Source organism: Winogradskyella psychrotolerans (genome assembly GCF_018860565.1).
GTDB lineage: Bacteria > Bacteroidota > Bacteroidia > Flavobacteriales > Flavobacteriaceae > Winogradskyella > Winogradskyella damuponensis.
On sequence record NZ_JAHKPS010000018.1, the window covers coordinates 180,472 to 205,105 of the forward strand.

Genomic DNA, 24,634 nt, shown 5'->3' on the forward strand with positions numbered 1-24,634 from the left:
TTTACGTTTATTCAAAGATAAGTGTAATCACTTTATTTGAAAATAGAAAATCATTAGAATATTGAATACAATAATCACCATTGTTAATAACCACGTTAACAAGATAATTGCACTTCAATTAAACGAGGTAAGTTATTGAGTAAATTTAATTCCGAATTCACCTTAATAACCTCATTATGACTTCTAGAACCGAAGATTTATTAGCTATTCGTCCAAATATTACATCTGCAAAAATCTATGACACCATAGGTTCTGAAGAGTTATTTCAAAATAAAACGATACGACCAATTGTAAAACTTCAACACGATTTACTCATCGTTGTTTTTAAAAATTACATTACGAAACATAAAAACGTGTTTTATGAACTTTCTTTAGAAAAGCAATTGGCATATATAGATAATACAATTCATAAAGACACAAAATTCAGAAATGCTGTAAAAGGCATGCTTATTGGTCAGTTTACGGTTGAAGAGTACGCCTTATATATTCAGAATTCATCTTCTTTAAACAAACGTATGATGACTATTGTAAAGGAACGACTAATTGATAGTATTCAAGTATTTACTAAACCTGATGTTTTACAAGCCGTTTAAATTTACAACAACGATTCGCCGTTTAAGTTTGTTGTAAGGACATCACTCATATAGTCAAAATAAGGTCTAATTTTTTTAAAGGCATCATCAACATCATTTAGGAAACCCTCTGCTAGAACGTCTTTATCTGTGTATTTTTTAGTGAATATAAATTGTTTTTTTCTTATTAAATCTATAGCTGCATGTTCTTTATCGAAACCTTTAGGTGCTGTTTTTAGTTCATCACCAACAAAATTTCCCCAAGTCGCTTTAAAGCTTTTATTGTTAAGAATTGTTCTTATTTCGCTATCATCCATTTCAAATTCTTTTCTAATACGTAATAGATCTTCTTTGTTTGGGTCCCAAAAACCTGTAGCAATAAATGATTCGTTATTAGGCTGAATATGCAAATAGTAACCACCTCTTAATTCTGGCTTTTTTCTGGCAAATGAACCTCCAAAGTGGGTTTTATATGGCAATTTATTTTTAGAAAATCGCACATCTCTATAAATTCTGAATATCTTGATTTTTTCAATCTGATCATGTGCACTCATTAACTCACCCAAATGATTATAAGCTATTTTCATTTTAGCTTCAATCGCTTTAAATTCAGGTTTATGTGCATTAAACCAATCTCTATCGTTGTTTTTTTCTAACTTTTTAAAGAACGTAAAGACGTCTTTGGGTACAGGATAACTCTTCATATTATTTTTTTGTATAAAAATAAAAAAAGCCATCTCAATTGATGGCTTTGTTTATATAAATATCAGAAATATTACTTATTGTCGTCTACTACATCTTCAACTTCATCCGAAACATCATCTGCAGCATCATCAATAGCATCTCCTGTGTCATCTACTGCTTCTTCAATTTTATCTCCTGTAGATTTTTGCTCTCTACAGCTAGTTGTGAGTAAACTTAAACTAAATAAGGCTATAAATAAAAAACTTAATTTCTTCATCGTTCTTGGTTTTTAGTGATTAATATATAGGACAAATATCGTTATCCTTATGCCATTCCTTTTGCTCTTATCCTATCAGTTTTAACTCAATTGAATGTTTAGTACTAGTTCTTAGCAAAAGTCTCTTTGATATCAGATGTATTAACATCTAATTTACTATCAAATTGTAAGGTTCTAATTGGGAATGGAATGTTAATACCTTCTTTATCATAGGCTTTTTTAATCTCGATAATAGCCTTGGTTTTAGCTCTTAATTTTTCGAGCATATTTTCTGCATCTATCCAAAATCGGCATAGATAATTGATAGAACTATTACCAAATTCTGTATAATAAAATTCTACATTTTCAGCAGTTTCTACTTGGTCAAACGTATTAGCAATAACTTCTTTGGTAAGTTGCTCTACCTTCTCTAAGTCAGACTCATAACCTACTCCACATTCTATAAACACTCTCATTTTTGTTGTTAAAGAATAGTTTTTCAAAGGATTATCTAAAATTGTTTTATTAGGAATAATAACAATATTATTATCGGCTTCCTTAAGTGTAAAATCTTTAAGATTAATATCCATTACTTCACCTGAGTATCCTGTGGTTTCAACCCAATGCCCTATTTGTATTTTCTTTCTAAAGGATAATATAAGTCCAGCAAAGGTATTAGCCAATGTACCTTGTAATGCCAAACCAATAGCCAAACCAACAACACCTGCACCTGCAAGTAAGGAGGTTAAGGCTTTACCTAAATTTAAAACACCTAGTGCCATAAATAAACCTAAAGCCACAACAATAACAGCACTTACTCTTGAAATTGCTCCTTTAATAGACTCCTGCTCTACACGTTTATCAATAAGTCTAATAACTAATCTGCTGACGTATTTAGCCGTAAAATATGCTGCAACCATAACCAAAATAGCCAAAATTAAATTAGGAATACTTTCTATAATAGCATTAAACCAACCTATTAATTTATCTACAAGGTTGCTTAATGCTGTATTAAATTGCTCTTTCATGTTGAATATATTTATGTTGTTATTTGAAATAAATTTTGAGTATTTGAGTTCTAAATTAGAACTTTTCACTCTTAGAATTCAAATATCGGAATGATTAATGATTGTCTTTAGCTCTTATACCATAGGTTTTAACCTTATTCAAATTGCGAGTCTATTATTTTACTTTAACACAACCTACCCACTGATATCCAAGCTGTTTTATAAATAGCTTGAATTATTGAGCCTTAAAATATTGCTATACTTATTTAGTAAAGTACTGATTGTTAAACATATTTTAACAACGTGGATAACTACATTAATAAATGTTATAAAATAAACTTGTGAGTTATCATATTTTTCCCTATCATGCACTAATTTATAAACAGATATTATATTTATTATTTATGGGTAGACCAGCAACAAGACCAACAGCACTTAAAGACGGTTTTTATATTGAAATTAGAAACAAAGGCTCAAGATCAGGTGTGAAATTATACAGTGGTACTAAATTACAGATGCATCGCGCTATTAAAATGTATGAGCGCTCTAAAGAAGTGATCATTTTAGGTGAGTCTGTAAACGGAAAATTTTTAGATAAAGAGCCAAAACATCATGTGGCTGATTAATTCTTGAATTCATTTTTTTCTTATTGAAAAGAGAATGATCATAACAAATCTAAAAGAAGGCATTAAATAAAAAAATTAATGCCTTCTTTTTTTATTCAAAATCTACAGCATGTAATATTAACCCTGAAGCTGGCGCAATATAATCCATAACTTCAGTGCTTTCGTGTTTTAAAGTATTTTCTATATACTCAAGTGTTACTTCTCCTCTACCCAATTTTATTAAACATCCAAACATTAGTCGGATTTGGTTTCTCATAAACCCTTTTCCAACCACTTTAAAAACATACGATTTTTCTGGGAAAAAATTAGCCGTGTAAATATCATTATTGACTATTTCTGAGGATTCAATGGTTCTAATGTACTCACCTTTATCTGTAGCACGATAACAATAGGTTTTAAAATTATGAGTACCTTCAAATAATTTGGCACCTTGTTTCATAAGATCAACATCAAGAGGCTCTAGAATTGTAGTGAGAATTGGTGCGCAAAATGGATGATTTTTTTGACCTTCAGAAAACACATAATGGTACTCTTTTAACTTAGAGTCTTGAATAACATTAAACGTTTTATCGACTTCCTCTATTGATAAAGCACGTATATCTTGAGGTAAATTATGATTAAATAAACCTAAGAACTCCTCAAAATCTTGAATAGGTTCGTTGTAAATAAATAATTCTAAAGCTGCTTCGTTGGCCGAGACCATAGCGTCAGTTCTGCCAGCACCTAAAGTCTTAAATCGTGTATCTTGAAGAATATACTTTAATGTACGATCTATCATTAAATGAACCGTTTTTACATCAGGTTGCTTTTGCCAACCATGAAAACGATAGCCTAAATATTGTATTTTAATAAGATAATAGTAGCGTTTGTCAAACATAATGACAAGAACGTAATTTTATTGACGATTCCAAAAGCAATGCTTACTTTTATAGTTCAAAACTTGAAATTTGAAAAGACTTTACCCCTTTGATCCGATAATAAAACATCATATTATAATTAGTTTGCTATTGGCACTTTGGGTATTTATATTTTTGTACTTCACAGAACCTTTAGATGTTAGCGAATTACCAAACAATGAGAAACTAATTTATTTACCTGGTTATGGTTTAGTTGCTGGCTTTTGCTATTTGTTGTTCTTACCTTTTCAGAGCTATTTATATCGTAAGTTTCAAAATCAATGGAACATTTTTAACGAATTAACATTTATTATTACCTTTTCTATAGTTAGCATTGCGATTGCGCGATGCTATTATTTATTCATCGTGGTAGCCAATGAGCCTAATCCTAACACCTTAGGTTATATGCTTGCAACTATATTTCTTCCTGCAATTGCTACCATATTGCCTATTATATTAATTGGCCGTTTTGGATTTGGAAAATATTATGAAAAACAATTAGAAGATCAAAAAATTGAAATTAAAGGCGAAGGTAATTATGAAGGGTTACGCTTACAGCTAAATGAAGTCATTAGCATTCAATCTTCAGATAATTACATCGAAGTTTTTTATCTATCGGGACATGACTTGAAGAAAACATTAATTAGAAATAAACTTTCAGTTATTGCAAATGAATTTCCAGAATTGCGTCGTGCACACCGTTCTTATCTTATTAATCCGTTTCATTTTCAACAATGGAAAACAGAAAATGGTAAACTTTACGCCATACTAAATCACCATATAGAAGTCCCTATTTCTAAAACCTATCAAAAAGATATAAAAGCGACCATTACTTCTACCACAAACTAAGGTCATTTCACCCCAAACACCTATTATTATTGAGTTTTGAGCCATTTCATAATTAAGTTTGCTCTAAGAAAGTTTAACATCAAAAACACATTAATTATGAAAACGCTAATCACTTTTATTATCGCATTATGTATTTCAACACTAAATGTAACAGCACAAGATTCACAAAAAGAAATTTTAATTGTAGGCACAATGCATACTGTTCCAAATATTGTAAAGCGCAGTTACAAACCAATGCTAAGACGTGCCAAAAAATATAATCCTACTGCAATCTATGTCGAAAGTCCTAGAGGAAATGACACCTTAAGTTGGGAATATTTAAAAGATGGCTGGTCTAAAAACTATAAAGCTTTTTATTATTTATCTGATTCTATTCAAAAGGTATTTACACCAAATCTAAAAACATACAATTCTATTCTAGAAAAATCTTTTTCAAATATGACAACTGAAGACTTAGATTTTATGATTACTACGTTTGCCTATAATAGAGATAATGCTAATCATGAATTTTACACTTATATAAAGAAACATGGTGTTGAAGGCTCAAAAAAACCGACACAACATGAAGATGGCGACCTTACTTTTAAACTCGCATTACATCAAAATATAAAATTATTGACGTCTATGGACGACCAACGAACCAATAAAGAATATCATGAGGCTTGGACTAAATGTGGTAAAGAAGGACAATCTAACGGTAATAATGCCATTAACAACAAAATGAATAAAAAGGCATACAATTCGGCTATAATTCCTGCTATTTTTAGAGGATTAGGAAAACATACTAATAGAAGAAAATCATTAGAACAATTACATAAATCTAGTTCATTTACCTATGTCGCTGTAAAAACAGAAGGTTGTACAGAAGGTGAACGTTATTGGAATGAGCGTAATATGAGAATGGCAAAAAATATAGGAGAACAAGTTATGGCTTCAGATTCAGAACGTAATATTGTTATTGTAGGAGCTTCTCATGTTATTGGTTTAGAAAAAGAACTACAGACTAGTTATCCTGATTTAAAGATTGTGCTTGCTGGTGAATAAACTTTCTTAACAATTACCGCAAAAACAGAACAGCCATAATCTTACAATTATGGCTGTTTCTTATAAAAACATTGTTTTACAACATACAACTTGTTATCTAATTATTAGTTTTTCAATACGTCTTTCGTTTGTTTTACTATCTAATTCCATTATATAAATACCAGCACTTATATGACTAACATCTATAGTTTGTTTAGCACTATTGGTATTTAATGTATTAGTTAAAACTACACGACCATTAACATCATACAATCTGGCTTTAGTTTCACTCAATAATTGTCCGCTAATGTTAATTGTTTTATCATGAGACCAAATATTAACCGTTGTAAAGTTTGACTTATCAACACTTAGTGCATCTCCACTAAATCTAAGGTAAAAACGACCTGTACCTGTTAAATTATCATGAATAGTAAACACATAATCGTTGGTGTTTAATAAAGTAAACGAATTATTAGAGGTATCCTCTAAATATATATTGACATCTTCTGGCATATCTGTTTCAGTAATACTAAGTGTTACTTCTTGTCCTTGACTTGCATTAACTCCTAATGGTATTACAACATCATACATTGCTATTGGATTAAATGTTTGAACAGCAAGTGGAGTTCCTGAATTATCTTCAACCAAATGAGAATAAATAGAAAATGCAGGAGGATTTTCACTGAATAAAGCAGAATCATAACCAGGATCAAAACCCTGTGTTGCATTACTATTAAAATAAAAATCTGTACTAAAGTTAGACTCGCTAGACGATGATTTTAATTTTATATGTCCATGGTGTGGAGATGACGATGACCGTCCTAAAATGAAATCATCAGAAGATCCTTCACAACGCATTGTGGTCGTAAAATCAACAAGTCCGCCACCCGATTTTGATTTCACAAAAAAGGCTTGACCTGGAGCAATTAATTCATTTATTACAGGCGAATCAATACTTGCCTGGTTCCAAACTGTCCATCCATCAGATGCATCACCATCATAACCATATATGGCTTGATAAGTACCTGTATTAAATTGAGATTTATTTAATATAAAGAACGTTTCAAAATCGATATATGAAGGATAAGGGTTTCCTATTAAATTCCACGCAAAACCTGCTGATGCATCTGAAATTGAAATATCTAAAACATCATTAGTTCTAGGAATACCAGTAAAAGTTAATGTGCCTCCATCTGTTGTTGCTGCTCTATAACCTTTTCCCGCTTCAAGAAGGGTTGATGCATTTGAAAGTATACCATAGTTCTGATAAGCTCCAGCTACTGTATTATATGGAGCAAACGCTCTTATAAAACCACTATGACCTAAGTTTAAGTTTTCTGCTGCAAATTCAGGAAAGAGCTGACCAGATATTGGTGGCGAAATTAAGTCATTGATTCCTAGTTGCTCTGTATACTTATGGTAAGATATTAGCCCAACAATAGTGCCATCTGAAATTAAACTCGAATATTGCTGAGAAGTAGATTCTAAATTTAATACATCAGTCGTTAGTGTAATACCTGAAGCCACATATAATGCTGCACCAGGATCTACGGTTAAAATACTACATAGCGTATTTATTGTAATATTAGCAATACCCGACTTAATAATAATATTATCAAGTGACGTGGCTATACCCAAAGGATTACTTGGTAACCATCCATTATCATAAGTAAAGGTAATAGAGGCATTTTCGCTTTCTACAGAATTTTGATCTTGTCCTTGTACTTTTGACAAATTAAAAATGCACAACAGAAATAATAAAGTTAAAGTAGGTGTATAGTTTTTCATAAATTTGGGATTACGATTTAGTTAATAGTTTCAGTACCACAAACTTATAAAAACAATAAAATTAATCGCCAAAACACATATTTAATCGTTTAAATTACTTTTTATCCGACAAAAACAACAATTTAAACGATTAAGTGCTTTTTTTATTTTTTATTTAAAGTTGAACCTCTATTTCACTCAATAAAACACCTTAAATTAAGGATAAAAAAACAGCCCTAATCATAGATTAAGGCTGTTTTATTTTCAATTAAGTTTTTAATTAATAATTATTTTTTTTGTTTTCACTTTAATAGCATCAGAAACCTTAACAATATAAATCCCTGAAGACAAAGTAGACACATCAATATAATTTGATGCATTTGTAGTTTCTAAATTAGTATACAAAACTAATCGACCTTGTAAGTCGTAAATTTTAGCTTCTGTCTTAGTACCTAATGTACCACTGATGACTATTTCTTTTGGTTTTGAAGTCGCATAAATATGTAAATGATTAAATTCATTTGCTTTTGTACTTAATACAGCAGACGAATATCGTAAATAAAAACGACCTGTTCCATTTAATTCTGATGGCGAATTAAACGTATAAGCATTATCATTTAATAAGGTTAAACTTTTTTCAAAACTATCTTCTAAATAAATATTAACACCAACAGGTAATGCCGAAATATTGTCAATAGAAATAGTTAAGTCTTCATTAGCATTAGCCTTTATACCAAGAGGGATAATAATATCATTAAAATCATTGTAAGGTAAAGACTGTATTGTCATATTTACACCAGTATTATCTTCGACTAAATTTGAAAATATTGAAAAATCTACACTACCTGCATTATAAGAACCTGCATCATAACCAACATCTAAGCCTCTAGTGGTACCTTCAATAAAGTAAATTTGTGTTGATGCTTTTTTAGACGTGCTAGTTAAATTTAATTGAGAGGCAACAACATTTGCTGAAGAGTTTCTACCTACAATAAAATCATCAGAACTACCTGTACGACGCATTGCTTTGGTAAAATCAACCATACCACCTCCTGATTTAGATTTAACAAAAAACGCTTGTCCTGGCGCAATTAACTCGGTAACAGTTCCATCTGCTATAGTTGCTAAATTCCAAACGGTCCAACCATTAGAAACATCTCCATCATAACCATAAATGGCTTGAAACGCACTATTGGGATCAAACTCACTTGCATTAGTAGTAAAAAAGGTTTCAAAATCAATATACGAAGGATATGGATTTCCAATTAAGTTCCACGCATAACCTGCGGCTGCATCAGAAATAGGTACATCAAGTACGTCATCTGTTCTAGCAATACCTGTAAAAGTTAAATTACTTCCATCTGTTGTTGCTGCTCTGTAACCTGTTCCTGCATCAATTGTAGTTAATGCATTTGCAGCTACATCATAATTTTGATAAGCTCCAACCGATGTATTATAAGGTGCAAAAGCTCTTATTGTAATAGCAGCTGCTGCCAAGTTTGTATTTAAAGCAGCAAAAGCAGGAAACAATTGTCCTGAAATTGGTGCAGAAATTAAATCGTTTGTTCCTATTTGCGACGTATACTTATGATAATTTACAACACCCGTAATTGTACCATCAGATATTAAACTTGAAAAAAGTTGTGATGTCGAGTTTAAATCTACCGTGGCTGACGTAAGCGTAACACCTGAATCTATAGTTAAAGCCGCACCAGGATTTACAGTTAATGTATTACAATTAGTATCAGCTGAGATATTAGCAGTACCAGACTCAATTATAATGGTATCACTAGAATTAGATACACCTATTGGATCACTAGGCAGCCAACCATTATTATAAGTATAGGTAACAGGACCTCCTGGTTTTATATAAATGGTGTAATCTTCATATTGACCATAAACTAAAGAAGGAGGACATGCCGAACTTAATACCGGGAATCCATATCTGTCATCCAATTCTGTGATTAAACGTACTCTTACATATTCTCCATAAGGAATCACTGTTGGATAGGCTAAAGCAACAGAAACTGCACCATAATCTTCTATATCTTGTGAAAGATGTTGTTGCTCTGCTTCATCATCAAAATCTCCATCATCATTCCAATCTATCCATATACCAAGCTGATGAAAATTAATCCAAAGATCAACATTAATAGTATTAGAAATAGCCGTGTCAATTTCAAAATAATTATTACAATTAGCAGCATTATTAATATTACCACCATCTTCGCCTGTTGTGCTAGAACTAAATGTTACACCATTTAACTCAACATTTACGATACCTGCAGAATTGGTTAAATTTGTTGCTGTATTTATTGCACATACCGAACTTGGAGGTGTATAACTTAAATTTGGTAACTCTGAAGCTTTAGAATTAGCAATCGATGTACCTTCCATAGCAGCTCTTACTCTTGTTTTTTGATCATTAGTAAGTCTATCAGCACAATAATAATAACTCATTATATTATTTATGGTATTATTATCTACCCAAGGCGCAAGCGTACAACTATTTATAGTAGGACATGTACTTGTCTCTCTTTTGTGAGGTACTGTATCTGCACAACCATCACTATCTGTACCAACAACATTGTCTCCAGGACATGTTCCTCCTCCATCATCACCTTGAAACGTATGAAATAAGTGAAAATAATGACCTGCTTCATGCACTACAGTGCTATTATCTCTAGCAGAATGTAATGGCCAAGACGGATTCGCATTAGTAGGGTCATAACCAAAAACAGAGTACATCATTACAGAACCTTCATACGCACTTCCATAATAAAAATTCGCATAACCTTGATAACCAAAACCACCATTATTACCGTCTATTTCTGTGACAATCCAAATATTAAAATAGTCTGTTTCTGGCCAACGGCTTAAATCTTTTAAAACTCCTTCTTCTGCTCCTGCGCCTTCAAAAGAAACACCATCTGATAAATAGCCTGGCACTCCAGAAGCATCTATTCTATTTATACCTGTTGTAGCGTTGCAACTAGGGTCACTCTGTGCTAATGCAAATTGAATTTCAAAATCAATAGGGCTAGTTGGAATTTGACCTCTATAATAATCATTTAGATTATCTATACTACTTTGTATTTGAGCATCAGAAATATTAGTACCGGATCCAACAGCTTCCCCCAAATGTAAGACATGTACAACCACAGGAATTGTTATTACAGAACCAGCTGTACTTCTTGAGTAAAAGTCAGGACTCTGAATGGCGCTTTTTATTTTTTCTTCAGCGCGTCTTTCTAACTCAACAAAATTTGAATTTTGACGCTGTTGCTGTCTTATAACATCAAAAGCACATTGTTGTTCTTGAGCTTTAGACATAAAAGAAAAAAACAGTAATACAATTAGTAGGTTTATCGGTTTCATAAGATTTGGGATTCATTAAACATGTACAAAATACATTTTTTATATATAAAAAACACAAAATCCTCAACTTAATCGTTAAAAACATACATTTAACCTAGCGCATTATTACCATTAGTTATCATTTTTTATTTATAAAAAAAAGAAAACCCTAATGATATCTCAAAAGGGTTTTAATATAAATAGTGTAATTTTGTTCTACTGATTACCTAATATAATTGGCATTCCACTATCACCAGATCCTATAACAATAACTTTACTATTTGGTGATTCAGATAATTTTACTGTTGCTTCAATTCCTTTGTCTTGTAAGATTTTATCTGTTAAAGATGCGCTTAGAATTCGGTTAGCATCTGCTTTACCTTGTGCTTCAATAATTACTTTTTCAGCTTCTTTTTGCGCCGTTACCAATCTAAATTCATATTCTAAAGATTCTTGCTCTTGTTTTAATTTTCTTTCAATAGCTTCCTTTATTGTTGGTGGTAAAGTAACGTCTCTAATTAAGATATCATTTAGTTGAATAAATTGTGGCTCTACGATTTTTTTAGTTTCTTCATAAATTTCTTCTTGAATTGCATCTCTTTTACTAGAATACAACTGCTCAGGAGTATATCTTCCTACGACACTTCTAGCTGCACTTCTAATAGCAGGTTGTAAAACTCGACTCAAGTAACTTTCACCCTTTTGGTTGTGTAATCGTCCTAAATTTTTAATATCTGGTTGGTATAACACAGAAGCATCTAGTTTAATATCTAATCCATTTGAAGATAAAACAGACATCTTTTCAGGTACTTCTTGCTGACGTGTTTCATAATCAATTACACGATTCCATGGTGCTATTATATGAAAACCTGGACCTAATGGATCTCTATCAGGATCTACACCTCCATTAAGCGTTTCATATAATATACCTGCATGACCAGAATCTAAGGTTACAGCAGATTTAGCTAAAACTATAATTAAGAGTATTATCCCTATTAAAATTGGCAATCCTATTTTTGGTAATTTTTCCATTATTATTTATTTAAATTAATCCGTTATATTTTCTAATAAACCACTCAATGAAAAGGCTTAAAGCTATTAAACCAAGTAGATATTTCCAATCAATCAAAGATACGATATTTTTAGTGCTTTTCTGAATGGTTTTATAACGATTGTCACTAAGTATATTGGTTGTTAATAGCTCTAGTTGAGATATAAAATACGCTTCACCATTACTATTATTTGCTAAGGCATTTAACTTAGTAACATCTGCATTTAAAAACTGCTGTTCTACATTGTATTCTAAAATTTGAAAACTTCCAGATGCAGCAACAGATTCTAAATTATGTTTAACCGTAAAATCATACAAACCAGCATCAATACCACTTAAATCTACGCTATAATTTCCATTATTTAATAACAGCGGAACTTCTTTAACACTTTCAGTATCCTTATTTTTTAACACAACACTTAACGATGCCGAATTATCAAACTCAAAATTCTTATTAAAATACTGCGCAGAAATAATGACATCATCATTACCATTATAAAACGATTTATAATCGATATTAATTCTTTTTCGTTTCTTGTTTGAGCTTAAATACTGAACGAGTTTATTTATAAACTCATCAAATGCATTAAAACCATTGGTGTTAATAAATGATTGAGCTCTCCATCTCCAAATATCTTCTCCATTTAAAATGGCGTGTTTAGTAGCATCTGCTTCAAAAGTGGCTAATAATATATCTTCCGTTGTAATACCATTGACGGTTTTATATAATAAAGTTTCATGCGGAACTGAAATTTGAAGTGCACCAAACTCTGATTTCAAAGGAGGAAAACTATTGAAGTCTAAATTTTCAACAATAAAAGTGCCATAATTTCTATTTAAACTTGGCTGGTAATTCTCTGTTTGATTGGTGATTTTTTGTTTAAAATAATCTTGACTTTCATTTAAGATATTCCAATTGGTTGTAGCTCCAGAAATAATGAACGTATTGACTTTTTGTTCCTTAATTTCTTTTAAGACTACATTAAAGCTATTATCTGGCTGATATAATATTGCTAATTGAAAGTCATTAATTTTATTTAAATATGCTTTGGGTTTTATAAGCGTAACACTTCGCTGTTCATTACTTTCAATCGCTTTTTTTAAAGCTCCTAAATCTGGATGCAACCGATTGTAAACTACTGCAATATTTGTTTTTTGATCAATAACTTCTACACCAAAATTTTTAAAGTTATTTACGGTATTTTTTTCACTGTCTAAAGCAACTAATTCTACTCTATATGTTTTAACACCTACACTATTTGCTAACAATGCAGTAGAGATAATTTCAGACTGTTTTGAAGCGTTAAACTGCACTGTTTTTCTAAAGACTACAGTATTTCCCGACCAAATCTTAAGCTCAGTATTTATAGATGCGTTACCACTATAATTAGCAATAATTTCTACAGGAAACTTATTTTTTAAATACACATAGCGGTTAACATTGAGTTGTTTAATGCTTAAGTCTGAATGAATAGTAGAATCTCCAAGGATAATAGGATAAATGGGTTGCTTAACTCCTTTTGCTATATAACTATAATCTGAACCATAGGTTTGATTCCCATCGCTTAATACTATAATTGGAGCCGTTTGATTGGCATAAACTTCTCCAAACTGCTTTAGAGCCATTGCTAAGTTTGTTTGACGCTCCTTAAAATTTAAACTATCTAAGGTCGAAACAGATTTACCAAAGCTATAAGACTGAACATTAAAACGTTTATTTAATTCTGAATTCCCTTTTAGAGCAGCAACCACTTCCCTAGCCTTTTCATCTTGTTTTAAATATGAGACAGATTCCGAATTATCAACAGCTATAACTAAAGTTGGTTTTTCGTCGAAATAGCTAAAGGATTCAAACTTAGGGTTAATAAGCAATAACAAAATGCCAAAGATTGAAATGCTTCTAAGTGTTATAAGTATATATCTTAGATTAGACTTTAATTTCGATTTATACAAATACTGAAACAGCGCTAATAAAAGCGCTGTAATTGCAGCAATTGTTATGTATATTATTGTTAGTTTATTCATTAAAATCTCGAGAAATATCATAAGCTTCCTACTTTCGAAGGAATGACAGTTTAAGTTAACATACCACCATCTACATTAAGCGTCTGTCCTGTAACATAAGCACTTAAATCACTTGCTAAAAACACACATGCATTAGCAATATCTTCTGGTGTACCGCCTCTTTTTAAAGGAATGGCACTTCTCCAACCTTTTACAGTTTCTTCGTCTAGTTTTGCTGTCATTTCAGTTTCAATAAAACCTGGTGCAATGACGTTACTTCTAATATTACGCGATCCTAATTCTAATGCTACAGATTTAGAAAAGCCTATGATTCCTGCTTTAGATGCTGCGTAGTTAGTTTGTCCGGCATTACCTTTTACACCAACTACAGAACTCATATTAATAATTGAACCTTTTCGTTGTTTTAACATGGTACGCTGTACGGCTTTAGTCATGTTAAAAACTGATTTTAAGTTCACTTCTATTACTTTATCAAAATCTTCTTCGCCCATTCGCATTAAAAGATTGTCTTTTGTGATACCTGCATTGTTTACTAGGATATCAATAGAACCAAATTCTGCTAAAACATCTTCGGCTAGTTTTTGAGATTCATCAAAATTAGCAGCATTACTTTGGTAGCCTTTGGCTTTTATGCCCTTAGAGTTTAATTCTTTTTCTAGCGCGTTTGCCGCTTCAACTGAAGAACTATATGTAAATGCAACATTTGCTCCATGATCTGCAAAAACTTCTGCTATTCCTTTTCCAATACCTCTACTTGCTCCTGTGATTATGGCTGTTTTTCCTTCTAAAAGTTTCATAATTTAATATGTTTGGTTAGTTATTTCTAAGTTAGTCTTTTAAACGTCTTTTTCTAAATAATGTACTCTATACTATTTTCAACTTAATAAAAGTTAAAAAAAATCATTAGAACTAACGTTTATAAGAGTATTTAAACAGTTTCAAATATACCAATTACTAACTGTATGAAATAAAAAAAACCTCATATTTTAACATAAATATGAGGTTTAATTTTAATGCTAAATATATTGTTATTGCTTCAGTGCTTCAGGTTGATTGTAATTGAAAAGATAATCGATATCTAATTCTTTTATCGTTCCTAATTTACTTAAGGCATCAAAATCCATATCCTTTTTATTTCCAATAACCATGACATTATATTCTTCTCCTTTAATGTTATCGTTAAAGAATGTTTTAAGATCTTCCATGGTCATGTTTTTAATCGTGTTATAAATTTCTTCACGATTATCATTATCTATTCCACGTTTTTTTAAGCCTTCATACGTCCAGAAAATATTAGATTTAGTGATACGTTGTGAGGCAATTTTCTTTAAAGTTGCTTCTTTAGCTTGGTTAAACTGATCTTCTGCTTCTGGCATATTAGTCATTAATTCCATCATAGCACTAACGGCTTGCTCCAATTTATTGGCTTGTGTACCAACGTAAGCCATTGTATAATTTGGTTTTCCTACTTCTGCAGCATTGTTATAGCTTGAAAAAGCGGAATAAGCTAAAGACTTAGATTCTCTAATTTCTTGAAATACAATTGATGATAAACCGCTACCAAAATAAGTATTAAACAATTGTGAAGCTGCCATTTTCTCTGGGCTGAACTCCTCTCCTTTGGCTACCAATAAAATTTCACTTTGTACCATATCATAATCTACAAAGTAAACATTACCTCCTGTTTCTAAATTGGTGTATTCTACTTTTTCAGGATAATCTAATAACGTTTCAGGAATTTTATGATGTGTATTTAAAGCTACTTTTGCTTCATCTAATGCATTTCCATAATAAAAGATACGTTGTTTGTAAGCACGCATTTCTTTTATCTTGTTAACTAACTCTGTTGGACTCATTGCTTTTAATTCTGCTTGAGAATAAATATTTCTTAACCTAGAGTTTTCTCCATATTGTCCGTAACTCATTAAGCCATTCCAAAAAATATTTCCTTTTTGTGTTTTACCATCTTCTCTATTTTTTAAAATACTTTCAACATATTTATTGTAGGTTTCTTGGTTTGGTTCTGCATTATTCCATAAGTGCTCTAAAAGTGCTAAACCTGCATCTAGGTTTTCTTTAAGTCCAGAAATACCAACATAAGTTTTATCACTAGAAGAAAATACATTGTAGCTAATTCCAATTTTATAAAACTCTTGTTTTAATTGTTCTGGTGTGTATTTGTCAGTACCTAAATAATCTAAATAACCAGCTGCAAGAGAAACCATTCTATCATTATCTTGACCCATATCAAAAATAATATTTAGATTAAAAATATCATTATTAGGGTTTTCGATATACGACATTTTAAGTCCATTGTCTGTTTTAGTTTCTTTAATAGCCGTTTTGTAATCTACAAATTGAGGTTTCAAATCTGGAGACTCTATCTCGTTTAATGCTTTTAAAAACTCAGATTCTTTACCTCTATTTAATTCAATTGGAGTAATTCCTGGATTTTCAACTTTTACAATAGAAGTATCTTCTCCTTTTTGCTTATGCACTTCTACATAATTGTTACCATAAAATGAATTAGCAAAATCAACAACATCTTGCTTTGTGATTTTTTTCATTTCATCTAACATTTTAAGACGATTACTCCATTCTTGTTCACCAATAAAAGCATCTAAATAAGCATATGCTGTTGCAGATCCGTTTTCGTATTGACGAATTTGAGATAGACGCATATCATTAATCACAGCATCTAATAACCAATCTTCAAATTCTCCTTTTTTGATTTTCTCTATTTGTGACAATAATAAATCTCTTACTTCGTCTAAAGTTTGATCAGCTTTTGGTGACCCATAAAGCATATGGAAACCGTAATCATTATCAAAATTTGTAAATGACGATGCATTCTGTACCATTTGTTTTTGGTTAAGGTTTAAATCTATTAAACCTGCTTGAGAATTAGATAGCATATAATCTACTAAACTTAATATAACTTCTTGGTCAGATCCTTTTCCTTTTGATCTAAAAGCAACGTATATAGATTCTGATGTTGGACCTAATACTACTTTTTTCACAGGAGCTGTAATTGGCTCTAATTCTGGAAACGTAGGATGTGTTACTTCTTTTTTCTCATAACTTCCAAAAGCATCATTTACCTTTTTTATAGTGGTATCGAAATCTAAATCACCAACCATGATTACAGCCATATTATTTGGCACATAATACTTGTTGAAATAAGCATTAATCGCTTCCATTGATGGATTTTTTAAATGCTCTGATATACCTATTGTAGATTGTGTTCCGTAAGGATGTGTTGGGAATAAACCTTCTAGTGTTGCAAAGTATTGCTTACGACCATCACTGTCTTGTCCTCTATTAAATTCTTCATAAACAGCTTCTAATTCTGTATGAAATAAACGTAATACGAGTTTGCTAAAACGTTCACTTTCTACTTTAAGCCATTTATCAACTTCATTAGATGGTATTTTGTTAACATAAACCGTTTGCTCATTAGAGGTAAAAGCATTTGTACCTTCAGCTCCTAATGAATTTACCATTTTGTCATACTCATTAGCAATAGATAATTTTGAAGCTTCTAAAGAAATTTCATCAATCTTTTTATAAATTTCTTTTTTCTTTTCAGGATCTTGTTCTTTTTTATGCTCCTCATATAAATCAGAAATCTGTTTAATTAATTTAGATTCTTCTTCATAATTAGTTGTACCAATTTTGTCGGTACCTTTAAAAACCATGTGTTCTAAATAGTGTGCTAACCCTGTATTATCGGCTGGGTCATAAGTAGAACCAGCTCTAACAGCAATAAGCGTTTGAATTTTTGGTTCTTCTTCATTTTTACCCAAATACACTTTAAGACCATTATCTAAAGTATAAAGTCGTAAACCTGTTGGGTCATTTGCAACAGTTTCATAATTAAAACCATTAGCGTCTTGATTAGTTTCTATGGCATAAGCCATTTTTTTGTCATTGTTTTCGGTCTTACAGCCAAAAACGACTGCAATCATGGAAAGCAGCATTAGTGTTTTAGTGATTTTCATTTTTTGATTTTAGTTGATTAATTGAATAAAAAAAATCCATTAGCTAAATGTATAGCCAATGGATTAATAACGTTATGTATTTAAATATATTTTAACAGAAGTTTAGCCTAAAACTTCAGCAACTTTCTTTCCTATTTCAGCAGGAGAATCTACAACGTGAATTCCACAAGCTCTCATAATTTTCTTTTTGGCTTGTGCTGTATCATCGCTTCCACCTACAATAGCACCAGCATGTCCCATTGTACGACCAGCAGGAGCAGTTTCACCAGCAATAAAACCAACAACAGGTTTCTTACTTCCGCTTGCTTTGTACCATTGTGCTGCATCTGCTTCTAATTGACCTCCAATTTCGCCAATCATAACAACAGCTTCTGTTTCTGGGTCGTTAATTAAAAGCTCTACAGCTTCTTTAGTAGTTGTTCCAATAATTGGATCACCACCAATACCAATAGCTGTTGTAATACCTAAACCTTGTTTCACAACTTGATCAGCGGCTTCATAAGTTAATGTTCCAGATTTAGAAACGATACCTACTTTACCTGATTTGAATACAAAACCTGGCATAATTCCAACTTTAGCTTCACCTGGAGTAATAACACCTGGACAGTTAGGACCAACTAAACGACAGTCTTTATTTTTTATATAATTTGAAGCTTTAATCATATCTGCAACAGGAATACCTTCTGTAATTGTAATAATTACTTTGATACCTGCATCAGCAGCTTCCATAATGGCATCAGCAGCAAAAGCAGGTGGTACAAAAATAATGGTTGTATCTGCACCTACTTTCTCAACAGCTTCAGAAACTGTATTAAAAACAGGCTTATCTAAATGTGTTTGACCACCTTTACCAGGCGTTACTCCGCCTACAACATTTGTACCATATTCAATCATTTGCTCAGCGTGAAAAGTACCTTCACTACCTGTAAAACCTTGAACTATAATATTGGAATTTTTATTAACTAAAACGCTCATTTGATATTGTTGATTTTAAGTTTTATAATTTTGTTGTACAAAAATAAGAGATTTAATACGCAAAAGCGAGCTCTTTTTATATTTTTCTTTCAGCATAAGAATTCATGCATTCTAAATCCATTTCATTTGCTTGCTGACTTATCTCATAACCACGATAGAGTTTGTTATCCTTAACTTCCCAAATGGTTGAATAGTGTGCTAATGGTTGTTCAAAATTTGGATCCTCTATTGTATTTGCAAAGAGCGTATGCCTTGACGTTACCAATGCATCTGCCTCTATTAAATGTGTAAATTCAAAACGAATATTATGATATGATTTTCTTGTGTTCTCAAAAAAATCTTCAATGTCATTGTAATTTAATAATCTAAATCCATGACTACTATTCCAATGCATTTTACAGTCTTTATGAAAAAACCTAGGTACGATTGTAGCGTCATTAGCTAAATCGGACTCATAAAATGCTTTAACAAGCGCTTTTGCTGTCATTGTAAGTTTTTTAATTTTTGAAGAATCTCAGGAATTTTTTTTATGTAAGCCATTTCCTTAAATTGATATCTAGCTTCTTGTGCTGGCGAACCAAAATAGGTTTTGCCTTCGGCTGTAGAATGTCCCAATCCAGATTGAGCATACAAAACCGTGCCTTTTGCAATAGTAATACCACTTTTTACACCTACTTGTCCCCAAATGGTAACATTATCTTCAATGACAACACAACCTGCAATTCCTGTTTGCGATGCAATTAAACATTTTTTTCCAATTAAGGTATCATGACCAACTTGAATTTGATTATCTAATTTTGACCCCTCACCAATAGTGGTATCTCCCGTAACTCCTCTATCAATAGTACAAAGCGCTCCAATATCTACATGGTCTTTAATAATAACACGACCACCAGATTTTAGCTGGTCATAGCCTTCTGGTCTGTTTTTATAATAAAATGCACTTGCGCCTAAAACCGTACCTGAATGAATTGTGACATGATCGCCAATGATAGCGTCATCGTAAATACTAACATTGGCATGAATAATACAGTTTTTACCAATTTTTACATTATTTCCTATAAAACAATTAGGTTGTATTATAGTACCTTCACCTATTATGGCGTCATCTGCAATAGCACTATTTGAGGCTTTAAAAGGTTTAAAATGCTCTGTGATTTTATTAAAATCTCTAAAAGGATCATCTGAGATAAGAAGTGCTTTTCCTTCAGGACAGTCTACATCTTTATTAATTAAGACTATTGTAGCTGCAGATTGTAGCGCTTTATCATAGTATTTAGGATGATCTACAAAAACAATATCACCTGGTTCAACCACATGAATTTCATTAATACCTAAAATTTCAAAATCTTCTGCACCTTTGAAATTGCAATCAATTAGTGTAGCGATTTGTTTTAAGGTGTGAGGTTTTGGGAATTTCATTTATCAGTATTCAGATTAGAAGTCTACAGTTTACAGACCTCAGTAAGCACTGCTAACTGTGGACTGAAGACGGCCTACTTATTTGTTATTCTTTAATACGTTCTTTGTAAGTTCCTTTATCTGTTTCAACTTTAATTTTATCTCCTTCGTTGATAAATAATGGAACATTAACTTCTGCACCAGACTCTACCGTTGCTGGTTTAGTTGCATTAGTTGCAGTATTTCCTTTTACACCTGGCTCAGTAGCTGTAACTTCTAATATTACAGAAGCTGGTAAATCTACTGAAAGCGGCATGTTATCTTCCGTATTAATTTGAATAGTTACAATTTCTCCTTCTTTCATTAAATCTGGTCTATCTAATGCAGACTCTAATAATCTAATTTGTGTGTAATCCGATTCATTCATAAAATGATAGAATTCGCCATCATTGTATAAATATTGAAATTTATGTGTTTCAACACGTACATCTTCAATTTTATGACCAGCAGAAAATGTGTTATCTAATACTTTACCTGTAGTAACACTTTTCATTTTAGTTCTTACAAAAGCAGGACCTTTTCCTGGTTTTACATGAAGAAATTCAACAATTTTATAAATATCATTATTATATCTTATACATAATCCGTTTCTAATATCTGAAGTACTTGCCATTATTTTATTGTTAGTTGTTAATTTATAGTCTTAATTGTTTTTAGACATTCAAATAAAACTATTTGTTTATTTCTAGTTTAAAGTCTTAGTTGTTTAATTTGATTTAAAGTAGCCTTTCATAATTCCACGATGCGAATTCTTAATAAATTGAAGAATTTCGTCACGTTCTGGAGTAGCCTCCATTTCTGCTTCAATTAAATCTGAAGCTTGTGTATTGTTATAATTTTTTTGATAGAGCATTCTATAAATATTCTGAATCTCTCTAATTTTTTCTGTACTGTAACCTCTACGTCTTAACCCAACTGAATTAATTCCTACATAAGATAATGGTTCTCTACCTGCTTTAACAAATGGAGGCACGTCTTTTCTAACTAAGGATCCACCAGTTACAAAGGCATGATTTCCTATAGCACAAAATTGATGTACAGCTGTCATTCCTGCTAATACCACATAATCCCCAACAGTAATATGACCTGCTAATGTGCTATTATTTGAAAATATACAATTGTTACCAACAATACAATCGTGAGCTATATGGCAGTAAGCCATAATCAAACAATTATCACCAATTACGGTTTTCATTTTGTCTGATGTACCACGATTTATAGTTACACATTCTCTAATGGTAACGTTATCTCCTATTTCTACTGTTGTGTCTTCGTCATTATACTTTAAATCTTGAGGTACTGCTGAAATGACAGCTCCTGGAAAAATATTACAATTTTTTCCGATTCGAGCACCTTCCATAATAGTTACATTACTTCCAATCCAAGTACCTTCACCTATTTTTACATTATTATGAATCGTTGTAAAAGGCTCTATAACTACATTCTTTGCAATCTTTGCACCAGGATGTACGTATGCTAACGGTTGGTTCATTTATCTAATTTTTATTTTAATAAAGCGGCAAAAATGTGTTCGCTATTGAACTTAACATACACTTTGTCTACAATAGATTTTGCTCGGTTTATTTTTTTATTTTATAATTTGAAGTAAAACGATAATGCTTCTTAATTTCAATAGCCTTAAGCTATACCATTATTTTTTACTTAACTTTTGATATTTGTGCCATCAATTCTGCTTCTGCGCATAATTTACCATTGGCATAGGCATAACCTTGCATATGGCAAATCCCCCTTCTTATTGGGGAAATTAATGAACATTTAAATATTAATGTATCACCAGGAACAACCTTCTGTTTAAATTTCACATTATCCATTTTCATAAAGAATGTCAAATAATTTTCTGGATCTGGTACTGTACTTAATACTAAAATCCCACCTGTTTGAGCCATAGCTTCTACAATTAAAACGCCAGGCATAACTGGTGCTCCAGGGAAATGCCCTTTAAAGAACTCTTCGTTCATGGTGACATTTTTCATACCAATAACATGGTTATTAGTTAGTTCATAAACCTTATCTAATAACAAAAAGGGTTGTCTGTGTGGTAACATGTCCATAATTTGATTCACATCCATTAATGGTTCTGAATTCAAATCTATCTGAGGCACATTATTTCGTCTTTCGTTCTTTATAAGCTTAGACATCTTTTTTGCAAATTGTGTATTTACAAAATGTCCTGGTTTATTTGCTATAACTTTTCCTCTTATACGTGTACCAATTAAAGCTAAGTCACCAACAACATCTAATAGTTTATGACGTGCTGCCTCGTTAGGATGGTGCAATGTAAGATTATCTAAAATTCCATTAGGTTTAACAGCAATATTATCTTTATTAAACGCTACTCTTAATTTCTCCATAGTTTCTGGAGACAATTCTTTATCTACATAAACAATAGCATTATTTAAGTCACCACCTTTTATTAGTCCATGCTCTAAAAGCATTTCAATCTCGTGTAAAAAACTAAAGGTTCTTGCGTCTGCAATCTCTGATTTAAAATCTGAGACTTTATTTAATGTCGCATTTTGAGTACCTAAAACTTTGGTACCAAAGTCTACCATAGTTGTAATTTGATAAGTACTAGAAGGCATTAAGATTATTTCGCTTCCCGTTTCTTCATCGCAATAAGATACAACCTGTGTTACTTCATATTCTTCCCTAAAAGCATCTTGTTCTACAATACCAGCTTTTTCTATTGCCTCTACAAAGAATTTAGAAGAGCCATCCATTATTGGTGGTTCAGAAGCATTTAGTTCTATAGTAGCATTGTCTATATCTAAACCTACTAAAGCTGCTAAAACGTGCTCGCAGGTTTGTATAGTTACTCCATTTCTCTCTAAGCACGTACCACGTTGTGTATTTGTAACGTAATTAGCATCTGCTTCTATTTTAGGATTGCCTTCAAGGTCAACTCTAACAAATACAAATCCTGAATTCTCTAAACCAGGTTTAAATACTAATTTAACATCTGCACCAGTATGAAGTCCTACACCTGTTAGTGTTACTTCCTTTTCAATGGTTTTTTGTCTCGTTTCCGTTTTAATTATTGCCATCTACTTTTTTTTCTAATTCATTAATAGTTTTTACGAGTTTTGGTAAATTTTTAAAATAAACATACGATTTATTCCAATCGGAATACCCAAAAGAAGGAGAACCTTGTAAAACCTCGTTATCTTTTACATTTCTTCCTATACCAGATTGAGCTTGCACTTTAACATTATTTCCAATAATTAAATGTCCTGCAATGCCTACTTGTCCGCCAATCTGGCAATGTTCTCCAATTTTTGTAGAACCAGCCACTCCGGATTGAGCAGCTATAACCGTATTTTTTCCAATTTCTACATTATGCGCAATTTGTATTTGATTATCTAATTTAACACCTGTTCTTATAATTGTAGAACCTATTGTTGCTCTATCTATAGTTGTACCAGCACCAACATCTACATAATCTTCTAAAATAACATTACCTGTTTGTGGGATTTTAGTGTAACCACCATCTTTTGTTGGAGCAAAACCAAAACCATCGGCACCAATTATAGCGCCAGAATTGATAACACAACTATTTCCTAAAATACAGTCTGAATAAATCTTTCCACCAGGATAAACAATTGAATTGTCTCCTATTTTTACATTATCTCCAATAAATGAATGTGGATAAATTTTAACATTATCTCCAATTTCTACATTATGACCAATGTAAGCAAAAGCACCTATATATATATTATCTGGAACCTTAACGCTTTCTGAAATAAAACAAGGTTGTTCTATACCCGATTTATTTGATTTTATACGATCGTAATATTCTAACAATTTAGAAAAGCCTTCATAAGCATCTTCAACTTTAATTAGCGTCGTTGAAATAGGTTTTTCGGGTTTAAAATCTGTATTTACAATAGTAATTGATGCTTCTGTGGTATATATATAAGGTGTGTATTTAAGATTAGATAAAAAAGTTAATGAGCCTTGCGTTCCTTCTTCAATCTTAGAAAGTTTAAAAACTTCAATATTAGGGTCACCAACAACTGTTCCTTCTAAAATACCTGCGATTTGTTCTGCTGTAAATTTCAATGAT

The 24,634-nt window shown here is 31.6% G+C and carries 21 protein-coding genes; 4 read left to right on the forward strand and 17 right to left on the reverse strand.

The window, feature by feature from the left end; translation table 11 throughout:
- The first annotated feature begins 176 nt into the window (after positions 1–176).
- Entirely contained in the window at positions 177–593 is a 417-nt protein-coding gene (locus KO504_RS07405; RefSeq protein WP_215925690.1) for a glyoxalase, read from the forward strand.
- Positions 594–595: 2 nt separating this feature from the next.
- Here KO504_RS07405 and KO504_RS07410 read toward each other — a convergent pair whose 3' ends face one another.
- From KO504_RS07410 to KO504_RS07420, 3 genes are all read right to left on the reverse strand, one after another.
- Positions 596–1,276 (reverse strand): DUF2461 domain-containing protein, encoded by a 681-nt coding sequence (locus KO504_RS07410; RefSeq protein ID WP_215925691.1) that lies wholly within the window; start codon positions 1,274–1,276, stop codon positions 596–598.
- A gap of 71 nt (positions 1,277–1,347) precedes the next feature.
- Positions 1,348–1,533 (reverse strand): hypothetical protein, encoded by a 186-nt coding sequence (locus KO504_RS07415; protein WP_215925692.1) that lies wholly within the window; start codon positions 1,531–1,533, stop codon positions 1,348–1,350.
- 104 nt (positions 1,534–1,637) lie between these two features.
- The gene (locus KO504_RS07420) at positions 1,638–2,540 is read right to left on the reverse strand and encodes a mechanosensitive ion channel family protein (protein ID WP_215925693.1); all 903 of its coding nucleotides are present in this window, start codon (positions 2,538–2,540) and stop codon (positions 1,638–1,640) included.
- A gap of 383 nt (positions 2,541–2,923) precedes the next feature.
- On the opposite strand from KO504_RS07420, the gene KO504_RS07425 reads away from it, so the two are divergent.
- On the forward strand, positions 2,924–3,145 hold the full coding sequence (locus KO504_RS07425) for a hypothetical protein (protein WP_215925694.1): 222 nt from the start codon (positions 2,924–2,926) through the stop codon (positions 3,143–3,145).
- 91 nt (positions 3,146–3,236) lie between these two features.
- On the opposite strand, the gene truA is transcribed toward KO504_RS07425, so the two are convergent.
- Positions 3,237–4,022, reverse strand: coding sequence for a tRNA pseudouridine(38-40) synthase TruA (gene truA / locus KO504_RS07430; RefSeq protein ID WP_215925695.1), 786 nt, complete (start codon positions 4,020–4,022; stop codon positions 3,237–3,239).
- Between the two features lie 70 nt (positions 4,023–4,092).
- Here truA and KO504_RS07435 point away from each other — a divergent pair, with 70 nt between their 5' ends.
- Together KO504_RS07435 and KO504_RS07440 are read left to right on the forward strand one after the other, a co-directional pair.
- The gene (locus KO504_RS07435; RefSeq protein ID WP_215925696.1) at positions 4,093–4,890 is read left to right on the forward strand and encodes a LytTR family DNA-binding domain-containing protein; all 798 of its coding nucleotides are present in this window, start codon (positions 4,093–4,095) and stop codon (positions 4,888–4,890) included.
- A 96-nt stretch (positions 4,891–4,986) separates the two neighbouring features.
- Positions 4,987–5,934 carry a DUF5694 domain-containing protein gene (locus KO504_RS07440; protein ID WP_215925697.1) on the forward strand — a complete coding sequence of 316 codons (948 nt, stop codon included), beginning with the start codon at positions 4,987–4,989 and terminating at the stop codon, positions 5,932–5,934.
- A gap of 93 nt (positions 5,935–6,027) precedes the next feature.
- On the opposite strand, the gene KO504_RS07445 is transcribed toward KO504_RS07440, so the two are convergent.
- The 13 genes from KO504_RS07445 to lpxD form a co-directional block, all read right to left on the reverse strand.
- The gene (locus KO504_RS07445) at positions 6,028–7,701 is read right to left on the reverse strand and encodes a T9SS type A sorting domain-containing protein (protein WP_215925698.1); all 1,674 of its coding nucleotides are present in this window, start codon (positions 7,699–7,701) and stop codon (positions 6,028–6,030) included.
- A 255-nt stretch (positions 7,702–7,956) separates the two neighbouring features.
- Positions 7,957–11,058 (reverse strand): T9SS type A sorting domain-containing protein, encoded by a 3,102-nt coding sequence (locus KO504_RS07450; RefSeq protein WP_215925699.1) that lies wholly within the window; start codon positions 11,056–11,058, stop codon positions 7,957–7,959.
- 195 nt (positions 11,059–11,253) lie between these two features.
- Positions 11,254–12,069 (reverse strand): prohibitin family protein, encoded by an 816-nt coding sequence (locus KO504_RS07455; protein WP_215925700.1) that lies wholly within the window; start codon positions 12,067–12,069, stop codon positions 11,254–11,256.
- Between the two features lie 10 nt (positions 12,070–12,079).
- Positions 12,080–14,113: a VWA domain-containing protein gene (locus tag KO504_RS07460; RefSeq protein WP_215925701.1), complete on the reverse strand. Its 2,034-nt coding sequence runs from the start codon at positions 14,111–14,113 to the stop codon at positions 12,080–12,082.
- A gap of 50 nt (positions 14,114–14,163) precedes the next feature.
- Entirely contained in the window at positions 14,164–14,910 is a 747-nt protein-coding gene (gene fabG / locus KO504_RS07465) for a 3-oxoacyl-[acyl-carrier-protein] reductase (protein WP_215925702.1), read from the reverse strand.
- Between the two features lie 231 nt (positions 14,911–15,141).
- Positions 15,142–18,114, reverse strand: a complete 2,973-nt coding sequence (locus KO504_RS07470; RefSeq protein ID WP_215925703.1) for a M16 family metallopeptidase — start codon at positions 18,112–18,114, stop codon at positions 15,142–15,144.
- 102 nt (positions 18,115–18,216) lie between these two features.
- Positions 18,217–19,089 carry a succinate--CoA ligase subunit alpha gene (gene sucD / locus KO504_RS07475; RefSeq protein ID WP_215925704.1) on the reverse strand — a complete coding sequence of 291 codons (873 nt, stop codon included), beginning with the start codon at positions 19,087–19,089 and terminating at the stop codon, positions 18,217–18,219.
- A 76-nt stretch (positions 19,090–19,165) separates the two neighbouring features.
- Complete coding sequence (locus KO504_RS07480; protein ID WP_215925705.1) at positions 19,166–19,576, reverse strand: nuclear transport factor 2 family protein; 411 nt, start codon at positions 19,574–19,576, stop codon at positions 19,166–19,168.
- Positions 19,573–20,511 (reverse strand): UDP-3-O-(3-hydroxymyristoyl)glucosamine N-acyltransferase, encoded by a 939-nt coding sequence (locus KO504_RS07485; RefSeq protein ID WP_215925706.1) that lies wholly within the window; start codon positions 20,509–20,511, stop codon positions 19,573–19,575. The genes KO504_RS07480 and KO504_RS07485 overlap by 4 nt, the downstream gene beginning before the upstream one ends.
- 85 nt (positions 20,512–20,596) lie before the next feature.
- Positions 20,597–21,163 carry an elongation factor P gene (efp, locus tag KO504_RS07490; RefSeq protein ID WP_215925707.1) on the reverse strand — a complete coding sequence of 189 codons (567 nt, stop codon included), beginning with the start codon at positions 21,161–21,163 and terminating at the stop codon, positions 20,597–20,599.
- A gap of 93 nt (positions 21,164–21,256) precedes the next feature.
- Positions 21,257–22,042 carry an acyl-ACP--UDP-N-acetylglucosamine O-acyltransferase gene (lpxA, locus tag KO504_RS07495; RefSeq protein ID WP_215925708.1) on the reverse strand — a complete coding sequence of 262 codons (786 nt, stop codon included), beginning with the start codon at positions 22,040–22,042 and terminating at the stop codon, positions 21,257–21,259.
- 166 nt (positions 22,043–22,208) lie between these two features.
- Positions 22,209–23,615 carry a bifunctional UDP-3-O-[3-hydroxymyristoyl] N-acetylglucosamine deacetylase/3-hydroxyacyl-ACP dehydratase gene (locus KO504_RS07500; protein WP_215925709.1) on the reverse strand — a complete coding sequence of 469 codons (1,407 nt, stop codon included), beginning with the start codon at positions 23,613–23,615 and terminating at the stop codon, positions 22,209–22,211.
- Positions 23,602–24,630 carry a UDP-3-O-(3-hydroxymyristoyl)glucosamine N-acyltransferase gene (lpxD, locus tag KO504_RS07505; protein WP_215925710.1) on the reverse strand — a complete coding sequence of 343 codons (1,029 nt, stop codon included), beginning with the start codon at positions 24,628–24,630 and terminating at the stop codon, positions 23,602–23,604. Before lpxD ends, KO504_RS07500 begins: the two co-directional genes overlap by 14 nt.
- Between the last annotated feature and the right edge of the window lie 4 nt (positions 24,631–24,634).

What these genes read in the sequence shown, in the direction of transcription:
- KO504_RS07405 (WP_215925690.1), top strand. Translation starts at nt 177, where the DNA reads ATGACTTCTAGAACCGAAGATTTATTAGCTATTCGTCCAAATATTACA.
- KO504_RS07410 (WP_215925691.1), bottom strand. Translation starts at nt 1,276, where the DNA reads ATGAAGAGTTATCCTGTACCCAAAGACGTCTTTACGTTCTTTAAAAAG.
- KO504_RS07415 (WP_215925692.1), bottom strand. Translation starts at nt 1,533, where the DNA reads ATGAAGAAATTAAGTTTTTTATTTATAGCCTTATTTAGTTTAAGTTTA.
- KO504_RS07420 (WP_215925693.1), bottom strand. Translation starts at nt 2,540, where the DNA reads ATGAAAGAGCAATTTAATACAGCATTAAGCAACCTTGTAGATAAATTA.
- KO504_RS07425 (WP_215925694.1), top strand. Translation starts at nt 2,924, where the DNA reads ATGGGTAGACCAGCAACAAGACCAACAGCACTTAAAGACGGTTTTTAT.
- truA (WP_215925695.1), bottom strand. Translation starts at nt 4,022, where the DNA reads ATGTTTGACAAACGCTACTATTATCTTATTAAAATACAATATTTAGGC.
- KO504_RS07440 (WP_215925697.1), top strand. Translation starts at nt 4,987, where the DNA reads ATGAAAACGCTAATCACTTTTATTATCGCATTATGTATTTCAACACTA.
- KO504_RS07445 (WP_215925698.1), bottom strand. Translation starts at nt 7,701, where the DNA reads ATGAAAAACTATACACCTACTTTAACTTTATTATTTCTGTTGTGCATT.
- KO504_RS07450 (WP_215925699.1), bottom strand. Translation starts at nt 11,058, where the DNA reads ATGAAACCGATAAACCTACTAATTGTATTACTGTTTTTTTCTTTTATG.
- KO504_RS07455 (WP_215925700.1), bottom strand. Translation starts at nt 12,069, where the DNA reads ATGGAAAAATTACCAAAAATAGGATTGCCAATTTTAATAGGGATAATA.
- KO504_RS07460 (WP_215925701.1), bottom strand. Translation starts at nt 14,113, where the DNA reads ATGAATAAACTAACAATAATATACATAACAATTGCTGCAATTACAGCG.
- fabG (WP_215925702.1), bottom strand. Translation starts at nt 14,910, where the DNA reads ATGAAACTTTTAGAAGGAAAAACAGCCATAATCACAGGAGCAAGTAGA.
- KO504_RS07470 (WP_215925703.1), bottom strand. Translation starts at nt 18,114, where the DNA reads ATGAAAATCACTAAAACACTAATGCTGCTTTCCATGATTGCAGTCGTT.
- sucD (WP_215925704.1), bottom strand. Translation starts at nt 19,089, where the DNA reads ATGAGCGTTTTAGTTAATAAAAATTCCAATATTATAGTTCAAGGTTTT.
- KO504_RS07480 (WP_215925705.1), bottom strand. Translation starts at nt 19,576, where the DNA reads ATGACAGCAAAAGCGCTTGTTAAAGCATTTTATGAGTCCGATTTAGCT.
- KO504_RS07485 (WP_215925706.1), bottom strand. Translation starts at nt 20,511, where the DNA reads ATGAAATTCCCAAAACCTCACACCTTAAAACAAATCGCTACACTAATT.
- efp (WP_215925707.1), bottom strand. Translation starts at nt 21,163, where the DNA reads ATGGCAAGTACTTCAGATATTAGAAACGGATTATGTATAAGATATAAT.
- lpxA (WP_215925708.1), bottom strand. Translation starts at nt 22,042, where the DNA reads ATGAACCAACCGTTAGCATACGTACATCCTGGTGCAAAGATTGCAAAG.
- KO504_RS07500 (WP_215925709.1), bottom strand. Translation starts at nt 23,615, where the DNA reads ATGGCAATAATTAAAACGGAAACGAGACAAAAAACCATTGAAAAGGAA.